This window comes from Caballeronia arvi (assembly GCF_001544695.2).
GTDB classification, from domain to species: Bacteria; Pseudomonadota; Gammaproteobacteria; order Burkholderiales; family Burkholderiaceae; genus Caballeronia; species Caballeronia arvi.
This window is the reverse complement of record NZ_FCOM02000026.1, coordinates 40,849-58,327: the sequence shown is the minus strand read 5'-3', so window position 1 is coordinate 58,327 and position 17,479 is coordinate 40,849. Positions and strand designations below refer to the sequence as shown.

The following is a 17,479-nucleotide window of genomic DNA, read 5'->3' as shown; positions in this document are numbered from 1 at the left end:
TGACCTCAGGCCCGGTGCGGTTCCGAAGACGTCTCCGGCGACGATCCCGCTGCCGCGCGCTGCGTGAGCGTCAGCACCGCGCCGACGAGCAACGCCCCGGCGACGACGACGAGACCTGCGTTCGTGCTGTGCGTGACATCCTTCATCCAGCCGATGATCGACGGGCTGACGAAGCCGGCGAGATTGCCGATCGAATTGATCATCGCGATGCCGGCGGCGGCGGCCGTGCCGGTCAGCACGCTGCTCGGATAGGTCCAGAAGACCGGCATCATCGACAACACGCCCGCCGTGCCGACCGACAGCGTGACCAGTGCGAGCGCGAGATTGCCCGTGTGCAGCGTGCTCGCATAGAAGCCCGCCGCCGCGACGACAGCCGCGATCGCGAGATGCCAGCGGCGCTCGTTGCGGCGGTCGGAGCTGCGCGCGGCGAGAATCATCGACACGATCGCGACCGCATAGGGCACCGCGGTCAGCAGGCCGACATCGAGCGCGTCCTTGACGCCCGCGGTCTTGATGAGCGTCGGCAGATAGAAGCTCACGCCGTAGAGGCCCATCATGCAGCAGAAGTAGATCGCGGCGAGCCGCCATACACGGCCGTTCGATACGACGTGCTTGAGCGAATGATCTGCGCCCGCGCATTCATCGCGTGCGATGTTGTCTTCGAGAAGCTGCTTTTGTTCGTCATCGAGCCATGACGCGGCGCGGATGCCGTTCGGCAGCAGGAACAGCGTGAGCACGCCGAGCACGAGCGACGGCAGCGCTTCGAGCAGAAAGAGCCATTGCCAGTTCGACAGACCGTGCAAGCCGTTGAACGCCTGCATGATCCACCCCGACAGCGGACCGCCGACCACGCCCGCCACCGGAATGCCGATCATGAAGAGCGCGTTCATGCGGCCACGGCGCGATGACGGATACCAGTACGTCAGATACAGCACGATGCCGGGAAAGAACCCGGCTTCCGCGACGCCGAGCAGAAAGCGCAGCGTATAGAACATCGCCGGTGTCGTGACGAACAGCGACGCGGCCGACACCAGCGCCCACGTGATCATGATGCGGCTGATCCACACGCGCGCGCCCACCCGATGCAAGAGGATGTTGCTCGGCACCTCGAACAGGAAATAGCCGATGAAGAAGATTCCCGCGCCGAGTCCATACACCGACTCGCTGAACTTCAGGTCGTTGAGCATTTGCAGCTTCGCGAACCCGACGTTGACGCGATCCAGATAGGCCGCGACATAGCAGATGAACAGGAAGGGCAGCAGGCGCCAGGTTACTTTCGCGTAGGTCGCGGTTTCGAACGCGGTCGTGACGGCCGGGGATGGGGTATGCGGTTTCATCGGGAGTCTCCTGATTCATGCGGCTTTGCGCCGCTGCTGGCTTTACTGGAGCGCATTGTTCCGCGCCAGTAAGAGACTGTCGAGACACCGGACCACTGGTCCTACCACTTATTTTTGCCGTGCCAGAAGCGGTGTTTCGCCCGAATCAGGCGCCGCGAGCTTGCGTGGTCTTTAGCACGGTGGTGCGCCCGCGCGCCGCGCGGGAGTCATTCCCAGCCCTTCAGACGCAGCGTCGCCCGCACGAGACGCTGCTCTTCCGCTTCGATTTCGCGCAGACAGGCGGTCGTCGTGGCGATATGCGTGCTCGCGGCCTTGCGCGCCTGTTCCGGCTGCTTGCCGAGCACGGCCTTGTAGAGCCGCGCGTGCTGCTTGTCGATGACGCGCTTTTCCGCCTCGCGATGGTAGAGGTTGTTGACCGACGCGAAGACCGAGCTCAGCAGCAGGTCGGTGAGCGAGCTGAGCGTATGCACGAGCACCGGATTGTGCGACGCCTCGCTGATCGACAGATGAAAGTTGTAGTCGAGCCGCGCGCGCAGCATTTCGCCCGCGTCGCTCTCGTTTGCGGCGAGCATCTCCTCGTAGCGGCGCGTGATGAGCGCGAAATCCGCCTGCGTGCCGCGCAGCGCGGCCAGACGCGCGGATTCGGCTTCGAGCATCTCGCGCACTTCGAAGATGTCGTACAGCGTGCGCGGCTGCGAGCCGAGCAGATGCATCATCGGCGTGAGCGCGGGTTGCGTGGTGAGCGCGGCGACGAACGACCCGCGTCCATGCGATGTTTCGATGATGCCGCGCGTGCGCAGCACCTTCAGCCCCTCGCGCACGGCGGACCGCGAGACGCCCAGCTTCGCGGTGAGACGCCGTTCGGACGGCAGCGCCTGACCGGGCTTCAGCACGCCATCGACGATCAGGCCCTCGATGCGTCCGGCGACGATATCCGCGATTTGCAGCGCGTCTTCCTGATTGTCTTCGAGCATGGCATTTCTCACTGGTCCGACCACTTGCGGACTTTAGCATTTGCCAGCGCTGAAGGCGACGCTTTCCGATGCTTTACGATGTCGGGCACTGCACGAAGCCCACAGAAGAAAAGCGCTGCAATGACATAAAAACGAGGTGCCGAATGGATGCTCGACAGAATCGCGCGCCGCGATCCATGACGTCGCGACTGACGTGGTGGATCGCTTCCGTTGTCGTGGCGCTGAGTGTGATCGCAGGCGGTGCGTCATTCGCCGCGGCCTATCACGAGGCGAACAAGTTGCAGGACGGTCACTTGCGTGAGATCGGCGCGCTGATCGATGCTAGAAAGCTCGTGCTCGATACGGCCGCCGTCGCCTGGCAAGGCAGCCAGGATTCGGACGTGCGGCTCGTCATCGCGCGGCTGGGGCCGTCGCCGGATGGTGCGAACGCGGCGCCGATCACGGTTCCGGAGACGCTTCCGGACGGCCTGCATAACCTCGAAGCTGACGGCACCAACTGGCGTGTCGATGTGCGGACGCTGCACTCCGGCGAGCGCATCGCGGTCGCGGAGCTTTCGATGATACGAGACGAAATCGCCACCGACGGCGCGTTGCGAACCTTGTTCCCGATGCTCGCGCTCACCCCCGTTCTGGTTGCACTGGTCGTCTTCCTCGTGCGCAGGATGTTGCTGCCGGTGCGGCGCCTCGCCAGCGTCGTCGACTTGCAGGACGACGCGACGCTCGACGCGCTGTCCGAAGAGGGCATCCCGAAGGAACTGCTCCCGTTCGTCACGTCGATCAACCGGCTCATCGGCCGGCTCAAGGACGCGATGACCCAGCAACGGCGATTCATCGCGGACGCCGCGCACGAACTGCGCTCGCCGCTGGCGGCGCTGTCCTTGCAGGCGGAGCATTTGGGCGCCGCGGACAACGCGCTCGTCGCGCGCGAGCGGCTCGTCTCCTTTCTCGGCGCGATACGGCGAACGGCGCGGCTCGTCGAGCAATTGCTCGCGCTTGCACGTTCCCAGCATGGCTCGTCGATGAATCCATCCGCCGTGTCGCTTCGGGAGCTGGCGAGCGATGTCGTGATCCAGACCGTGAACATGGCCGAGGACAAGCGCGTCGATCTCGGGCTGCAACACGTCGATGATGTCCAGGTGATCGTCGATGCGCCCGCGCTCGCCGTTGTGTTGCGTAATCTCGTCGACAATGCGGTCCGCTACACGCCGCCGGGCGGCCGCGTGGATGTATCCGTCACGCTGAACGCGGAGGACTTGCTGCTCGAAGTGAAGGATTCCGGTCCGGGCATTCCCGAAGACCAGCTATCGCGCGTACTCGAGCCGTTCTACCGGATTCCGGGCACGGTGTCCTCGGGCAGCGGTCTGGGCCTTTCGATCGTGGCCGAGACGGCGCGGCGCAGCGGCGGCCACTTTCAGCTCGAGAACGTCGAAGGAGGGCTGCTTGCCTGCTACCGTCAGCCGTTGCACGAGCGGCCCGGCGAAATGCGCTGATCCGAACAAAAAAAACGGCTCGCCCGAAGAACGATGGCGAGCCGCAAGAGGGATCGGTCAACAACAACAGCGTGGGCAGATTAGCATCGCTTACATGCGCGTCATGGCATCGGAAAGATGCCGTAAGGGAAAGCGCATCTCACTGTGTGCGCGAGACCACCATCCGGTCCACCAGTGCATCGAGCTTCTGCCGCGCGCTCGCGAATCGGTCGATGCTCAGGCCATTCGTGTCGTAGCGCGCGGTCACGAGAATCTGCCCCTGCCGCACGAGCGTCAGATCGATCGCGGACAGATACGACATCGGTTCGCTGCTGAACGCGTGCTTGTCCCAGCGAGTCGTCGCGCTGTAGACGAGCAGCGCCTCGCAGCCGGGCGGCGACGTGCCGGGGTTATAGACCGTCGAGATCACGCCGCGCCGCTGCAATGCGACTTGCAGCACGGGCACGAAGTCGCCGGTTGCGACGTTGCGGTTCAGTTCGATGCAAACGGACCGCAGCGCGGCGGGCGCGCCCGTCACCGAAGTGGGCGACGAATAACCCGACGCCACGCTGAAACCCGCCTGCACCAGCGAGCCCGCGGCATCGGCGGCCGTGATCAGCGTCCACGTGCAGCCGGACAGCGCGCACGAGACGACGGTCACGAGCGCGCGAGCGATGTGCGATCGGATCATGTCGCCGCCGTCGCCGATGCACTCAGCGCACGATGAGCAGGCGCACGGTGTTCGGCGCTTCGATCGTCGCAGTCATCGTCGTCGCGCGCTTGCCGGCCGCGTTGCGCAGCGCGAAGTGCTGACGTGTCGACGTATTCACGTCGTGGCGCATATCGGGAAAGCATGCGGCGATGTCCGCGCCGAGTTCCTGCAGCGGATCGGCGAGCACGCCGTCCGGGCCCCAATGCGCGCGCCAGCGGCAGTCATAGACATGCGCACCGCCGCGGCACGTGCCCTGGCCCGGCGAACCTGCGGGCATGAGCGCGCGGTCCTTCGCGAGCGTATCGAAAGAGGGCGCGGCGACGATCGTCTTCAGCGCGGCGCAGACGTCGGGGAGATCCTCGGCGGATGCGGACAGCATCGGCATGAACAGCGCGATGCCGGCGAGCGTGCGGCGCAAGGAGCGGGAACGGATATTTCGCGAGAGTTGAGCTTGCATGACCTGGCGTTGTGTCGAGGGAAGAAGCGCGGCCTGTCATTCGAGGACAGACTGCATCGAGATCTTCCCGCGATGCGCCGCGACTCGATATGCGGAGCAAAGCGCCAATCCGGCAAGTTGTTTCCAGCTATTAATTCTCGACGGATTGCATCACACGAACAAGGACACGATGCCGCCGATGGTCGCGGCAGCCGCAACCCATTTGCCTGCGGTGTAGAAGCCGTTCGCATTGGTCGCCTGCAGTTCGGGACGCTCGAGACCGAGCGCGCCATACGCGAAGGATTTCACGGACGACGGTTCATCGGCGGGCAGTGCGACGTCGTCGTCGGCCGATGTGTCTTGCGTAGTGTCGGTGTCTGTGTCGGCAGCGGCGGGGCGACGCGGAAGAGGCGCGTCGGCGCTCGTATAAGCGGTCGTGGCCGCAGGGTTGATCTGCATCGCTTAGCCTCGTCGTTATGCGGTTCTGCAAGCCGCGATAACGGCGATTTCGCGCGCGTGCTTGAACGCGCGCGCCTTTCCGTTTCTTACATCGGGTGGTTCTGCACGAAGTCCTTGTACGCCCAGTAAGCAGGCTTCTTCGTGACGCCGTCGCCTTCGACGAGCCCGTAATTGCCTTCACTGTCGTCGTAGAGCTGGAAGCCCTGAATCGACTGAATGTTGTACTTCGACGCGACGCTCGCGAATTGCGCCATCATCGTGTTGCCCGTCATGTAGCTTGCGATCTGGTTATACGAGCCGTAATCCGGACGCACGCCGAACTCGTTGATCCAGATCGGCTTGCCCATGTCGTGCAGCGTCTGGAGCACGTCATGACAGCCTGTGCCGCCGCATGCGTTCGTGATGTCGCCCTGGCTCGAATACCAGTGCCACGAGGTGATGTCCCAGCTCACCGTGGGATGACCCCAGGTGCCGTCGGGCTGCGAGCCATCGGCGAGCATCTGGAAGAACGCCGTATGGAGCCACGTGCCGCCCAGCACGATTTTCGCGGAACTATCGACCGACTTCACGCCCGCGATCATGCCGCGCATCACGCCGCGCGCGAGCATATAGGTCCAGTTGTTGTACTGATGCCAGACCGTGCCGTCGACATTGCCGTTGAGCGCCTTCGCTTCCAGTTCGTTGCCGACCTCGTAGTACTTGTAGTGATAGCTGTTCGCCGTCAGCTGGCCGAGTTTGAAGCCCGCGTTGTAGGCCTCGTCCTCGCTGTTGTAGTTGAGGGTCAGGAGCATGACGGGATACATCGTTACGCCGCCGTCTTCTATCGTTTTCGCGATGCCCGCGAGCATGTTCGCCGATGCCTGGCTATACACGTCGTTCCGATAGATCGTCGCACCAAGTTCCTGCAACTGCGCGAGCTGTGTCTGCGGACTCGTGGAGTCGTACGCGCCGCCGTTGGTGTTATGGCCGTTCATGCCATAGAAGACGGAGCCGCTGCTCGCGGCCTTCGCGGTCGACTTCGGCGCTGCGGCATCCTTGCCGGTGGCGGCGGTGTCGACGGCGCTGTTGTCGCCGCCGCATGCGGCGAGCATGACGCCCGCGACGATCGCAGCGGTGACGGAACGATAAAGAGAAGAAGTGATTCTAATGTTCATATCAATTAGTATGACTAACGGCGAAGCGCGCTCGGATAACTTTCAATACGGACGCGTGTCCGCTCGTATCCGTCGGGGATCGCAATTTCGTTAGTGATCCAAACGAACTGCTCGATGAAGACCGAAGGACTTTATGCTTCGATCATCGGTAAGATGTGCGGCGAAATGCACGGGGATGTCAAAACTTCTGACTGTCGAGCGATTGCCATCCGCTTCCGACAATGGCTTGCCGGGAACGACTCAGCGGGGAAAGATTACTTTGTTCTGATGTAGAAGTAAACCGGACGGCAGAAAAAACATCTTGTATGTGGCAACATTTCGACTGGTCCCTTCTTCTTTTTCATCATCCGGACGCAATGGATTCTATCTGCGCGTATACGAAACATCGCCGTGTAGGGGCGGCGCTACTTTCCACGTCTTCGGGTCGCGCACCGCATCGACCACCTGACGGATCGCTGCGATCACCACGTCCGGCTGATCCTGATGAATATCGTGCCCGCTCTTCTTCGCGATGACGACTTTCGCATCGGGCGTCATCGTTGCGATGTCATCGCGCAGGTCGCTCATGATCGCTTCCATCTTTTTACTGGGCCATCCGGGAAACGGCGCGGCAAACGGAATGCCGTGATAGAGAATGAAAAGCGGTATGGGGCGCATAGGCGTGCGCGCTCTCGCTTCGCGGACCTGCACGGTGGATGGATCGTCGACGAGCGGCGCGGTCCACCATTGTTCCGCTTCAGGGTACGCGTCGAGCAATTCCTGATTCTTCACCGTGAGCGCTTCGAATGTTTTCCATTGCGCCGGCGGCAGCGCTTCGTGAAAGCGCAGCCATACGTTTTCGGGCGTGCTGTCGATCAATACGATGCCCGCGATATCGTCGGGATAGGTGCTCGCGTACAGGCGTGCGATCAGACCGCCTGCGGAATGCGCGACCAGAACGTACGGAGCGGGAATCTTCGCGGCTTCGAGCAGCGCGTGCAGATCGGCGACTTTGTCGCGTGCGGTTCGCGGTTGAGGAACCGGTGTGCTGCGGCTCGGCAGAAACGGCGGGCCATTCGGATCGAGCCTGGGATCGACCTCGCCGATCGTACCGGGCCGGTCATAGGCGCAGACGCGCGTGAAGGCGGCGACGCCGGGCAACACCATCGTCCGCGCGCCGGCCGGATGCCGGATATCCCGGCTCCAGACGTCGCCACGGCCGAGCGCGCCCGCTTCGAGAATCACGGTGGGACTTCCGTGGCCGCGGCACTCGAGATGGAGCGACCTGCCGCCGATGTCGACGGCCCCTGCAAAGTCTCCTGCAGCAGCGGGGGAGGGCTGCGTGACGACGCTGAACATGAACGCCGCAACCATGTGATGGCGATACATCATGCCTCCTTGCGCTCGAACCGCAGTCAAGACCCCTATCATGACCAGATCGAAACAGGCAGGCAAGCATGCGCCGTCGCTATACATCACGACGGCGCGTTCTTACGGCAACAGACTCAGGGCGCTGCGACCCCTTGCGTCTTCGGGCTATACGACGTATAGAAACTCGCCCCCGCCCAAGCAGGCGCCGCATCGTTATAAAGCGGTGCGCCCTGAGCCCAGTTCGCGCCATCGTGCCAGTCGCCAGAGCCGTTGAACTTCGCGACGGCCGGATACGGATAGACCGGGCGCGACGCCGTCACCTTGTCCGTCGTATCGGTCTGATAGGCCATGACCGCGTTCGGCGCCGAACCTTGTTCGACCCAACCCGTGATCTGCGAAACGAGGTCGATGTTCGGGAAGCCCTCACCGCCGCCGCAGTGGCCCACGCCCGGCACCACGTAGAGACGCGAGAACGCGTTCGCATTCGTTTCGCCCATCGTGTCCTTCACGGCCTGGTAATAGCGGATCGTGAAAAGCGGCGAGATATGCTGATCCGCCCAGCCATGCCACAGGATCAGCTTGCCGCCCGCGTTCTTGAATGCCGACAGATCCGGGCTCGTCGCATCGTTGAGCGTGTGGTTCGTCTGCAGATAGCTCGCGTAGAAGCTCGCGTCGCGATAACCGAAGGTATCGACGTTCGGCATCGTCGGCGATCCCGTGAAGATCAGGTTATACGCGCCGCTCACGATCGTGTAGCTGAAGAGGCTCGTCACGGGCACGGCTGCGTCCGTGGAGTTCGACGTCGGCACTTCCACGCCGATCCAGTTCGCTTCCGATCCATACTGCGGCGAGCCGCCGAGCATGAGCATGCCGCTGTTCGCATCGGTCGGACCGCTGTAGAGCTTCTTGGCCGTCGCGACTTCCGCGGCGGTCAGGCAGTTGCTCGTGCTCGATGCGCTCGCCGCGCACTGGATCGTCGCGGGATCGAAATGACACGTGCGCGGATCGGCGATGAGGCCATCGTCCACGCCCGCTTGCCCGCCGCATGCAGCGACGACCGCCTTGTGCAGCACCTGAGCCTTGTCGGCATAGAGCACGGCCTTGCCGGCGCTCGTGCCCGTCGTGCTGTTCGATTCGACGTTCCAGCCGTGATACAGCGAGTTCTGGATCTGGAAATGCGCGGCCGGTGCACCCGCGACGATGCCGTTGTAATCTGACGGATAACGCTGCGCGGCCATCAACGCTTCACGTCCGCCATCGGAGCAGCCGACGAAGTACGAATACTTCTGCTCCTGACCGTAGTAAGCCTTGATCAGCTTTTTCGCCGCCAGGGTCGTGATGTGCTGGCCGCGATAAGCGAAGTCGGCCTGCTTTTGCGGATCGGTGGTCCATGCGGTGCTTTGCCCCGAATGACCCATGTCGGTGGCCGCCGTCACGAAGCCGCCTTGCTGCACGAGCGGGCACGTATAGCTGAAGCTGAACGAGCTTTGCTTGGTCGGATCGCTCAGATTGCCGCACAGGCCGCCGCAGCCGAGTTCCGCGAAGCGCTGCGTCCACGAATCGACCGGCAATGCGACTTCGAATGTATTCGACGGCGCGAGCGTGCCCTTCACTGCGCAATAGTTGACGGTCGCGCCGTTGACCGTCGCTGCCGTCACCGTGGCGGAAGTGATCGTGCTGCCCGCGCCGCCGATATCGGTGATATCGAGCGATGCGAGCTTCGAGCAATCGACGACCGGCTTCACGACAGCCAAAGGTGTCTTGGCGGCGCTGTCGCTGTCGGTCGTGCTGCTGTTGCCGCCACACGCGCCGATGACGACCGTCACGACGCAGGTGGCGAATACGGCAAGTATTCGCTTGGGGTCCAGAGCTCTCATGGTTATCTCCTTGACTTCATTTTCGATGGCGAACGATTGGGCGTCGCCTGCACGGCACCGCGTGCAGGCGAGAAGAAACATCTAATCAGGATGCCGTATCAAAAGCGGTGAATGATACCCACGCCCGCCGCGAACATGCTGCGCGATGCCGACGGCGCGCTCTGGAAGCCATCACCGATGGTCGCGTTCGCCGCGGTCTGACGATTGCTCGTCGTGCCCGACGGAACGGCCAGCGTGTTGCCGTTCGCGCGCTGGAACGCTTCCAGTGCGTACAGGCCCGTGCGCTTCGAGAGCGAGTAGTACTGGGACAGGTTGAACTGGTGATACGAAGCCGCGTCGTTGATGCCGTTCGCCTTGCTTGCCCACGTGTAGCTGTAGCCCGCTGCGAAGTCCCATGCCGACGTCGCCTTCCAGTGCAGCACCGTGCCGGCCGTGTTGAATACGGCTTCGTCGGTGAACAGCGAGTTCACGCCCGGGATGTACTGAACGTTCGTGTACGTGACCGAGATGTCCCACGCGCTGTTGAATTGATAGCCGCCCGCGACTGCGAAGCGTTGCTGAGCCTGTGCGCGCTGATAACCCGCGGTCACCGCCGATACGCCCGGCTGGCCCGAGCCATCGGTCGCCGACGTGCTGTTGATCGTCGTCGAGCTGCTGCTGTAGATGCCGCCGCCGTTGGCCGCGTTGTTGATGCGCGAGAACGCCACCGCACCGCCGATCGGACCTTGCTGGTACTGCAACGCAGCCGACCACGTCGAGCCTTGGTACACGCTGTCCGGCACGCCTGCGAACGAGTATGAGCCGCTCACCGTAAAGCCGTAGAGCTTCGGCGACGTGTAGACCACCGAGTTGTTCGCGCGATAGATCGTGTCCAGGCCGTCCACATCGCCCGGGTGCGCGCCGAAGTAGCCGGTCAGCCAGTTGGTCGGGCTATACGGCGAGAGCAGCGTGTAGTACGAGGTGTACTGGCGGCCCAACGTCAAGGTACCGTAGCCGGGGTTCGTCAGACCGACCCACGCCTGACGGCCGAACATCGCGTTGGTGAACTGCTGGCTGCCGCTGTTGATGTCGAAGCCCGATTCCAGCTGGAAGATCGCCTTGTTGCCGCCGCCGAGATCCTCAGCGCCCTTCAGGCCGAAGCGGCTGCCCGCCCAGATGCCCGAGGCCATCTTGACGTTCGAGCGGCCCGGATTCGTCTTGGCCAGGTTCGTCTGGCTGCTCTGATAGACGATCGAATCGTCGACGATACCGTACAGCGTCACACTACTTTGCGCGAAGGCCGGCGTCGCGATCGTCGCCGCGTACGCAAGCACCGCCACAGTCAATGGCTTCAGTTGACGTTTCACCCTTGAAAACCCCTCATCGATGGTCGTTGGTTGTTGACGCGATGGCAGGGCGCATAGCGCGCCCATTGCCCGCGCTGCAAACGTACGCCGTGCATGCGAAGGGGAAACAGAAAGGGTTAACCAGTGGGTTAGTCTCGATGGCCCGTGCAAGGGCGCGGGCAGGGCGCTCATGCAGGTCTTGTCGCATCAGGCTTTCGGAGGCGCGCGCATATCGTTTTCAACGCGTTCGTGCGCGTCGACGCGATAAACAAAACTGATGGCTGCGTTAAGCGTTTGAATCAGGCGTTCCAACCGGAGCGTAGCGCGAGCGCCGAATGCAGCGTTACACGTCGCGAGCCTTCTTTTTCCTTGCCACGGGCTTACGCTTCGCATCGGCATAGTCGCGGATCAACTCCGTCAACGCACGCAGCCCCGCGGGCGCATGGCGGCGGCCCGAATAGTAGAGGCAGAGTCCGTCGAGCGGCGGCGTCCAGTCTTCGAGCACGCGCACGAGCGTGCCCGACGCGAGATCGGCGGCAACGTTCCATTCGGTCAGATAGGCGAGGCCGAGCCCCGCGCGCGCCGCCGCGAGCATCAGTCCGGGCTCATCGAGCATCAGCGCGCCGTCGCCGTCGATGCGCACCGCCTCGCCATGTCTTGCGAATTCCCATTGGTAGATCGACCCGCCCGGCATGCGGCTGCGGATACAGCGATGCCTCGCGAGATCCGCAGGCGTGCGCGGCGGCTTGTGACGCGCGAAATACGCGGGGCTGCCGACAACGGCGAATCGCTGCCGGTCGCCGAACGGCACCGCGATCATGTCCTGCGGCACGGTTTCCAGCAGACGAATGCCGGCATCGAAACCCTCGACGACGATATCGATCAGCCGTCCTTCGGTGACGATATCGAGCTTCATGTCGGGATAGCGCTGCAGGAAAGCGATGAACACCGGCATCACCTGATGCGCCGCGCCCACCGACGTGTTGATGCGCAGCGTGCCCGATGGCGTGTCGCGAAAGCTGCCCGCCTGCGTCAGCGCATCGCGGATCGTCGTGAGCGCGGGCGCGACGTTCTGCACGAACTGTGCGCCGGCTTCGGACAGGGACACGCTGCGCGTCGTGCGGTTGAAAAGCCGTACGCCGATGCGCGCTTCGAGCGCGGCGATCGCGTGACTGAGGGCCGACGTCGATACGCTCAACTCGCTCGCCGCCGCGCGAAAGCTGCGATGACGCGCGACGGCGAGAACGGCTTCGAGCTCGGCGAGTCCGGACGTTTTCATTATGCTAAATCACTCAAGAGGCCATGCCGGATTGTACGGCTAGTCGAATCAATGCAAACGCCTTATCGTCGAGTCAGGACATCGGCTCAGCGAATCAAACATGCAAATCATCGACAAAATCTATATCGACGGCGCTTTCGTCACACCGCACGGCAGCGAGCTTTTCGATCTCTTCGATCCGGCCACAGAAGAGGTGATCGGCCGCGTGCGCCTCGCCGATGCCGACGATGCGCGCAATGCCATCGCCGCGGCGAAGCGAGCATTTCCGGCGTTTTCGCGCACGCACAAGCGTGAACGTATCGATATGCTGAGGCGTATGCATGAGGCCGTCGTCGCGAAGGAAGATGCGTTGTTCGAAGCCATCGTCGAGGAATACGGCGCACCGGTCTCGCGCGGCCGCTGGATGGCGCAGCACGCGAGCAACGTCCTGCTTCAGGCGGCGAAGGTGCTCGAAGACTATGCGTTCGTGCGTGAAGCGGGAACGGCGAAAGTGGTGATGCAGCCGCTCGGCGTCGCGGGTCTGATCACGCCGTGGAACAGCAATGCGGGCTTCATCTGCGGCAAGTTCGCGGCGGCGCTCGCGGCTGGTTGCACGGCTGTCATCAAGCCGAGCGAGATGAGCGCGATGCAGACGCGCATCGTCACCGAAGCGCTGCATGAAGCGGGCTTGCCCGCGGGCGTGTTCAACATCGTCACGGGACGCGGTGAAACGGTTGGCGCGGAAATCAGCGCGCATCCGGACGTGGCGAAGCTGTCGTTCACCGGATCGACGGTCGTCGGCAAGACGATCCTGCGCACCGCCGCCGAGACGCTCAAGCGCGTGACGCTGGAGCTCGGCGGCAAGTCGCCGATGATCGTGCTCGACGATGCCCGTTTCGACGAAGCCGTGCCCCTCGCGCTGGACGCGGGCTTCATGAACAGCGGGCAGGCGTGCATCGCCGGCACGCGCATTCTCGTGCCGCGCGCGCGCCTCGCCGAGTTCGAAGAAAAGATCGTGAGCGCGGTCGCGAAGATTCGATCGGGCGATCCGCGCGATCCGCGCACGAGCATCGGCCCGATGGTGAGCCGCAAGCAATGGGAGCGCGTGCAGCGCTACATTCGTACCGGGATCGATGAAGGCGCGCGTCTGATCGCAGGCGGCGAGGGTCGCCCGGATGATCTCCGCGCGGGATGGTTCGTGCGTCCCACCGTATTCAGCGACGTGACGAACGACATGACCATCGCGCGCGAGGAGATTTTCGGGCCAGTGCTGTCGATCATCGCGTATCGCGATGTCGAAGAGGCCATCGCGATCGCCAACGATACGCCCTATGGCTTGCAAGCCTACGTCGCATCGTCGGATGCCGTGCGCGCGAGCGCGGTGGCGTCGCGCATCGAAGCGGGGCGCGTGCTCGTCAACACGCTCGCGCACGAGCCGGCCGCGCCGTTCGGCGGGTTCAAGCAATCAGGCATCGGGCGCGAATATGGCACGTTCGGGCTCGAAGCGTTTCTCGAACCGAAAGCGATGCTCGGTGTGGTTTAGTCTATTGCCCGGACCCGAGACGATCGAGCAATTCCGCGATCTGCTGGGTCTGTCTCGCAAGGAGATTTTCATCGCGCAGCAGCTTCGTCAATCGACGGCGCCAGTAGGCCGGCGGAAGTGCCGGATGATCATCGCGCATGGACGATTCGATCGCCACTCGCAGATGCGCGATGTCGGCGTCTGTGAGCGCGAGTCGTCGAGCGTCGGTCAGTCGGGCTTTTCTGCGGTTCATGCCGCTTTCTTAGGAAATTTATTAAGCCCTTATGGTCACGGAACTCGCAGTCGTCGAATACCCCCCTTTTGGGGGTTGAGCAAGGTGGGGAGTCAATCGCCGGCGGGTAGCCAGGTCCATACGAAGCCATGCGCGGTCTTTTCGATTCTGCCCGCTGATGTATGCGGAAAATGCGCGGTGAAGACGGCGGCCTTTCGATCTGCCGCGTGGTTCAGTAGCCAGTCGCGCGACGCGCGCGCGTCGTCGGGCCGTCGGCAGAACACGGAACTCCACTGCGGCCTGCGGACTTGTATCGCGCTATGCATCACGTCGCCGGAAAAGATTGCCGTCTCGCCATTCGATTCCATCGCGATCGCCATGTGTCCCGCGCTATGCCCGAAGGTCGGCAGGAAGCGAACGCCTTCGACGAGCATCGCGCCTTCATCGGGGACGGTGCGCGTGAGGCCCGCATCGATCAGCGGGACAACACTGTCTTCGTAGACCATGCGCCGCGGCTCGCCTTCGGGTGTATCGAAGAATCCGCGCTCGCGCTCGCCGAACACATGCAGCGCGTTCGGGAACACCGGCGTCCAGCGTCCGTTCTCCCAATGCGTGTTCCAGCCGACATGATCGACATGAAGATGCGTGAGCAGCACATAGTCGATCGCGCGACGATCGAATCCCGCGGCCGCGAAGCGTTCGAGCACGGGATTATCGAGCTTGTCGAAGAGCGCGCTGAACGGCCGCGCCTTGTGATTGCCAATGGCCGTATCGACGACGAATGTAAGCCCGTCGCGTTCGATTACCCAGAAATGCGTGCGCAGTTCGACGAGCCCGGCGTGATTCAAAAAATCGCTCGCATCGGTAGCGTCCCAATCGGGATAAAGCTTTTCCGGCGCGAGCGCGAAACCCGTTTCGTCGATGCGCGTGATCTTCATGTCGCCGATACGGCAACTGAACGCATGATGAGTCATCGTCAAGCCTCCTTGCGCGGTAACGCGATGCGCCGCGTCGCCAGCGCATAGAGCAGTGCGCTGGCGAGTGCCGCGCTTCCGCCGACGATCGCAAGCGCGTGCGCGCCGCCGACGCGCTCATTCAGATAGCCTACCGCGAGCGGTCCGACGCCGCCGCTGATCGCGTTGGTCATGAAGACGAGCAGCGCGATCGAGCGTCCGCGCATGCGGTTCGGCACGGCGATTTGCAGCGGCACGGGCGCGAGCGCCATCGCGATGCTGGCGGCAAGCGCGCATGTGCCGTACAGCACGATCGCGAGCGTGCTGCCGGAGACGAGCGGCATCGCGACCGCGGCGGGCACGAGCGCGGCCACCGCGCATGCGGAGAGCGCCAGCACCTTTTGCAGCGCGCGCTCATCGGTGACACGCGCCGCGAGCAGACCCGCCGCCGCCACGCCGAGCATGCCGCCGATCATGTATGCGGGTGCGGCCATCGTGCCGACCTGCGATGGCGCGAGATGGAAATGCCGCATCAACAGCGTCGGAAACCACGCGGCATGCGAATAGAACAATGTGATCAACGCGACATACGCGGCGAAGTACGGTGCGCAGAAGCGATTGCGCACGAAGAGTTCGACGAGCACTTCACGCAGCGTCGGCAGCGCGTCGTCGACATGCCTCGCTTCATCGACTTCATGTCGCGCCGGTTCGCGCACCGTGAACGCGACGAGCGCCGCAAGCACGAGACCCGGCAGGCCGACGAGCACGAACACCGCCTGCCACGGCGCAAATCCATGAGCCGTGAGCCACGCGCCCGAATCTCCGCCCGTCGCGGAAAGCAGCATGCCGCCGCCGAAGAGCGCGAGCCCGCCGCCGATATATGGTCCGAGCATAAAGACACTGCTCGCGCGCGTGACTTTGCGCGGCGGAAAGATATCGCTGAAGATGGAAAGCGCCGCCGGACTCAAGGCGGCTTCCGCGATCGCGGTGCCCGCGCGCGCGGCGAGCAGTTCGGCGAAGCTCGTTGCGAAGCCGCACATTGCCGTCGATATCGCCCAGATCGCGACGCATGCCGCGATCAGTCTGACGCGGTTCGCACGATCGACGAGACGCGCGACGAATACGCCCGCGGTCGCATAGCACATCGTGAACGAGAAGCCTTGGAGCAGGCCGATTTGCGTATCGGTGAGGCCGAGCGTGAGCTTGATCGGCTGCACGAGAATGCTGACGATTTGCCGGTCGAGATACGAGAACGCGAAGCAGACGAAGAACAGCAGCACGATATACGTCGGATGCCGCGCGTCGATGGACCTGCGCGCGTGCGCGGGCAGAGGATGAGCGCTCATGCGTGTGCTCCTTGAATGTCAGTCGAGGGAAGTTTCGGCGGCGACGAGCGCGATGCAGTCGCCCGCTTCGACGCGAGCGAACGTGCGCGCGCACATCACGCGGCCATCGCCACGGAATGCGATCTCGCGCGGCGCGCGCCACGGCTCGTGCGGATCGAAGAGGCGGCCGGCGAGCTGGCCCGCGCGCACGTCGTCATCGAGCGCGAAGGCGGGTTCGAACACGCCGTCGTGCGGCGCATAGACATAGTGCTGCGCGCCTTCCACACGGAAATAACGCGTCGCCGGTTGCGCGATGACGGCTTCATCGCGCAGCATGCCGAGACGTTGCAGCACGCGTTGCAGGCCACGCTCGACGATCGCGAGGTTGGCTGCATCGCAGCCCGCGTGGCCGCCGAATTCGCCGCAGAGAAACAGCTTGCCGCGACGTTCCGCCGCCGCCGCGAACGTGCGGTCTTCGCCGAGCAGATCCATGACCATCGTGTTCGGTGCGCCGAACGCGCGCACGAGTTCGAGGTAGCGCGCGCGTCGCGCGGCATCGCTCGGGGGCGGCGGCGATGCGAGCAAGGTCGGCGCATGATCGAACGATGCGCCGCCCGCGTGCAGATCGATCACGACATCCGCGCGCGGCAGCAATGCGGTTTCGATGTAATGCGCGATCATCTCCGTCGGCTTGCCGTGGCGCGCGCCAGGAAAGAGCCGGTTGAGATTGCCGCCGTCGATGGGCGATGTGCGCGAGCCGTTGAGAAACGCGGGAAAGTTGAGCGCGGGAATCACGATCAGACGGCCGTGGATCGCGAGCTCCGGCATGCGCTGCATCAGCTTCATCAACGCGACGGGGCCTTCGTATTCGTCGCCGTGATTACCGCCGGAGAGGAGAACGGTGGGACCATCGCCCGCATTCAGGACGGCGAGTGGAATCGGAATGTGACCGTAAGCGGAGCGGTCGTGCGACCACGGCAAACGCAGCGTGCCGGTCTGGAAGCCCGTGCGTTCGTAGTCGATATCGGTGGCGATGAGCGAGGCGATCGTAGACATGGTCGGAGTTCGAATCGAGTGAGTTCGACTCCACTATCGA

The 17,479-nt window shown here is 63.5% G+C and carries 17 protein-coding genes; 3 read left to right on the top strand and 14 right to left on the bottom strand.

The features are described 5' to 3' along the window. Nucleotides 1-5 precede the first annotated feature (5 nt). Together AWB74_RS25035 and glcC are read right to left on the bottom strand one after the other, a co-directional pair. Nucleotides 6-1,337 carry an MFS transporter gene (locus tag AWB74_RS25035; RefSeq protein ID WP_061149397.1) on the bottom strand — a complete coding sequence of 444 codons (1,332 nt, stop codon included), beginning with the start codon at nucleotides 1,335-1,337 and terminating at the stop codon, nucleotides 6-8. Between the two features lie 206 nt (nucleotides 1,338-1,543). Then, the gene (glcC, locus tag AWB74_RS25030; protein WP_061149396.1) at nucleotides 1,544-2,311 is read right to left on the bottom strand and encodes a transcriptional regulator GlcC; all 768 of its coding nucleotides are present in this window, start codon (nucleotides 2,309-2,311) and stop codon (nucleotides 1,544-1,546) included. A 176-nt stretch (nucleotides 2,312-2,487) separates the two neighbouring features. Between glcC and AWB74_RS25025 the strand changes: the two genes are divergently transcribed. Then, nucleotides 2,488-3,801: an ATP-binding protein gene (locus AWB74_RS25025; RefSeq protein WP_087039185.1), complete on the top strand. Its 1,314-nt coding sequence runs from the start codon at nucleotides 2,488-2,490 to the stop codon at nucleotides 3,799-3,801. Nucleotides 3,802-3,940: 139 nt separating this feature from the next. On the opposite strand, the gene AWB74_RS25020 is transcribed toward AWB74_RS25025, so the two are convergent. The 4 genes from AWB74_RS25020 to AWB74_RS25005 form a co-directional block, all read right to left on the bottom strand. After that, nucleotides 3,941-4,471 carry a hypothetical protein gene (locus AWB74_RS25020; RefSeq protein WP_061149394.1) on the bottom strand — a complete coding sequence of 177 codons (531 nt, stop codon included), beginning with the start codon at nucleotides 4,469-4,471 and terminating at the stop codon, nucleotides 3,941-3,943. A gap of 22 nt (nucleotides 4,472-4,493) precedes the next feature. Next, entirely contained in the window at nucleotides 4,494-4,949 is a 456-nt protein-coding gene (locus AWB74_RS25015; RefSeq protein WP_087039184.1) for a vWA domain-containing protein, read from the bottom strand. Nucleotides 4,950-5,099: 150 nt separating this feature from the next. Next, entirely contained in the window at nucleotides 5,100-5,387 is a 288-nt protein-coding gene (locus AWB74_RS25010; RefSeq protein ID WP_061149392.1) for a hypothetical protein, read from the bottom strand. Between the two features lie 86 nt (nucleotides 5,388-5,473). Next, on the bottom strand, nucleotides 5,474-6,541 hold the full coding sequence (locus tag AWB74_RS25005) for a lipopolysaccharide biosynthesis protein (RefSeq protein ID WP_061149391.1): 1,068 nt from the start codon (nucleotides 6,539-6,541) through the stop codon (nucleotides 5,474-5,476). A 114-nt stretch (nucleotides 6,542-6,655) separates the two neighbouring features. Between AWB74_RS25005 and AWB74_RS46485 the strand changes: the two genes are divergently transcribed. Beyond that, nucleotides 6,656-6,814, top strand: coding sequence for a hypothetical protein (locus tag AWB74_RS46485; RefSeq protein ID WP_160110317.1), 159 nt, complete (start codon nucleotides 6,656-6,658; stop codon nucleotides 6,812-6,814). A 90-nt stretch (nucleotides 6,815-6,904) separates the two neighbouring features. Here AWB74_RS46485 and AWB74_RS25000 read toward each other — a convergent pair whose 3' ends face one another. From AWB74_RS25000 to AWB74_RS24985, 4 genes are all read right to left on the bottom strand, one after another. Then, entirely contained in the window at nucleotides 6,905-7,909 is a 1,005-nt protein-coding gene (locus tag AWB74_RS25000; RefSeq protein ID WP_160110316.1) for an alpha/beta fold hydrolase, read from the bottom strand. A gap of 116 nt (nucleotides 7,910-8,025) precedes the next feature. Continuing rightward, entirely contained in the window at nucleotides 8,026-9,768 is a 1,743-nt protein-coding gene (locus AWB74_RS24995) for a tannase/feruloyl esterase family alpha/beta hydrolase (RefSeq protein ID WP_061149445.1), read from the bottom strand. Between the two features lie 98 nt (nucleotides 9,769-9,866). Further along, nucleotides 9,867-11,114: a porin gene (locus AWB74_RS24990; RefSeq protein WP_061149389.1), complete on the bottom strand. Its 1,248-nt coding sequence runs from the start codon at nucleotides 11,112-11,114 to the stop codon at nucleotides 9,867-9,869. A 322-nt stretch (nucleotides 11,115-11,436) separates the two neighbouring features. Then, nucleotides 11,437-12,372, bottom strand: a complete 936-nt coding sequence (locus tag AWB74_RS24985) for a LysR family transcriptional regulator (RefSeq protein WP_061149388.1) — start codon at nucleotides 12,370-12,372, stop codon at nucleotides 11,437-11,439. Nucleotides 12,373-12,472: 100 nt separating this feature from the next. On the opposite strand from AWB74_RS24985, the gene AWB74_RS24980 reads away from it, so the two are divergent. Next, complete coding sequence (locus AWB74_RS24980; protein WP_061149387.1) at nucleotides 12,473-13,894, top strand: aldehyde dehydrogenase family protein; 1,422 nt, start codon at nucleotides 12,473-12,475, stop codon at nucleotides 13,892-13,894. Nucleotide 13,895: 1 nt separating this feature from the next. Here AWB74_RS24980 and AWB74_RS24975 read toward each other — a convergent pair whose 3' ends face one another. The 4 genes from AWB74_RS24975 to AWB74_RS24960 form a co-directional block, all read right to left on the bottom strand. Further along, the gene (locus AWB74_RS24975) at nucleotides 13,896-14,126 is read right to left on the bottom strand and encodes a hypothetical protein (protein WP_061149386.1); all 231 of its coding nucleotides are present in this window, start codon (nucleotides 14,124-14,126) and stop codon (nucleotides 13,896-13,898) included. Nucleotides 14,127-14,218: 92 nt separating this feature from the next. Beyond that, complete coding sequence (locus AWB74_RS24970) at nucleotides 14,219-15,079, bottom strand: MBL fold metallo-hydrolase (RefSeq protein ID WP_061149385.1); 861 nt, start codon at nucleotides 15,077-15,079, stop codon at nucleotides 14,219-14,221. Between the two features lie 2 nt (nucleotides 15,080-15,081). Continuing rightward, nucleotides 15,082-16,404 (bottom strand): MFS transporter, encoded by a 1,323-nt coding sequence (locus AWB74_RS24965; RefSeq protein WP_061149384.1) that lies wholly within the window; start codon nucleotides 16,402-16,404, stop codon nucleotides 15,082-15,084. Between the two features lie 18 nt (nucleotides 16,405-16,422). Further along, complete coding sequence (locus AWB74_RS24960; protein WP_061149383.1) at nucleotides 16,423-17,439, bottom strand: succinylglutamate desuccinylase/aspartoacylase family protein; 1,017 nt, start codon at nucleotides 17,437-17,439, stop codon at nucleotides 16,423-16,425. Nucleotides 17,440-17,479: the final 40 nt, after the last annotated feature.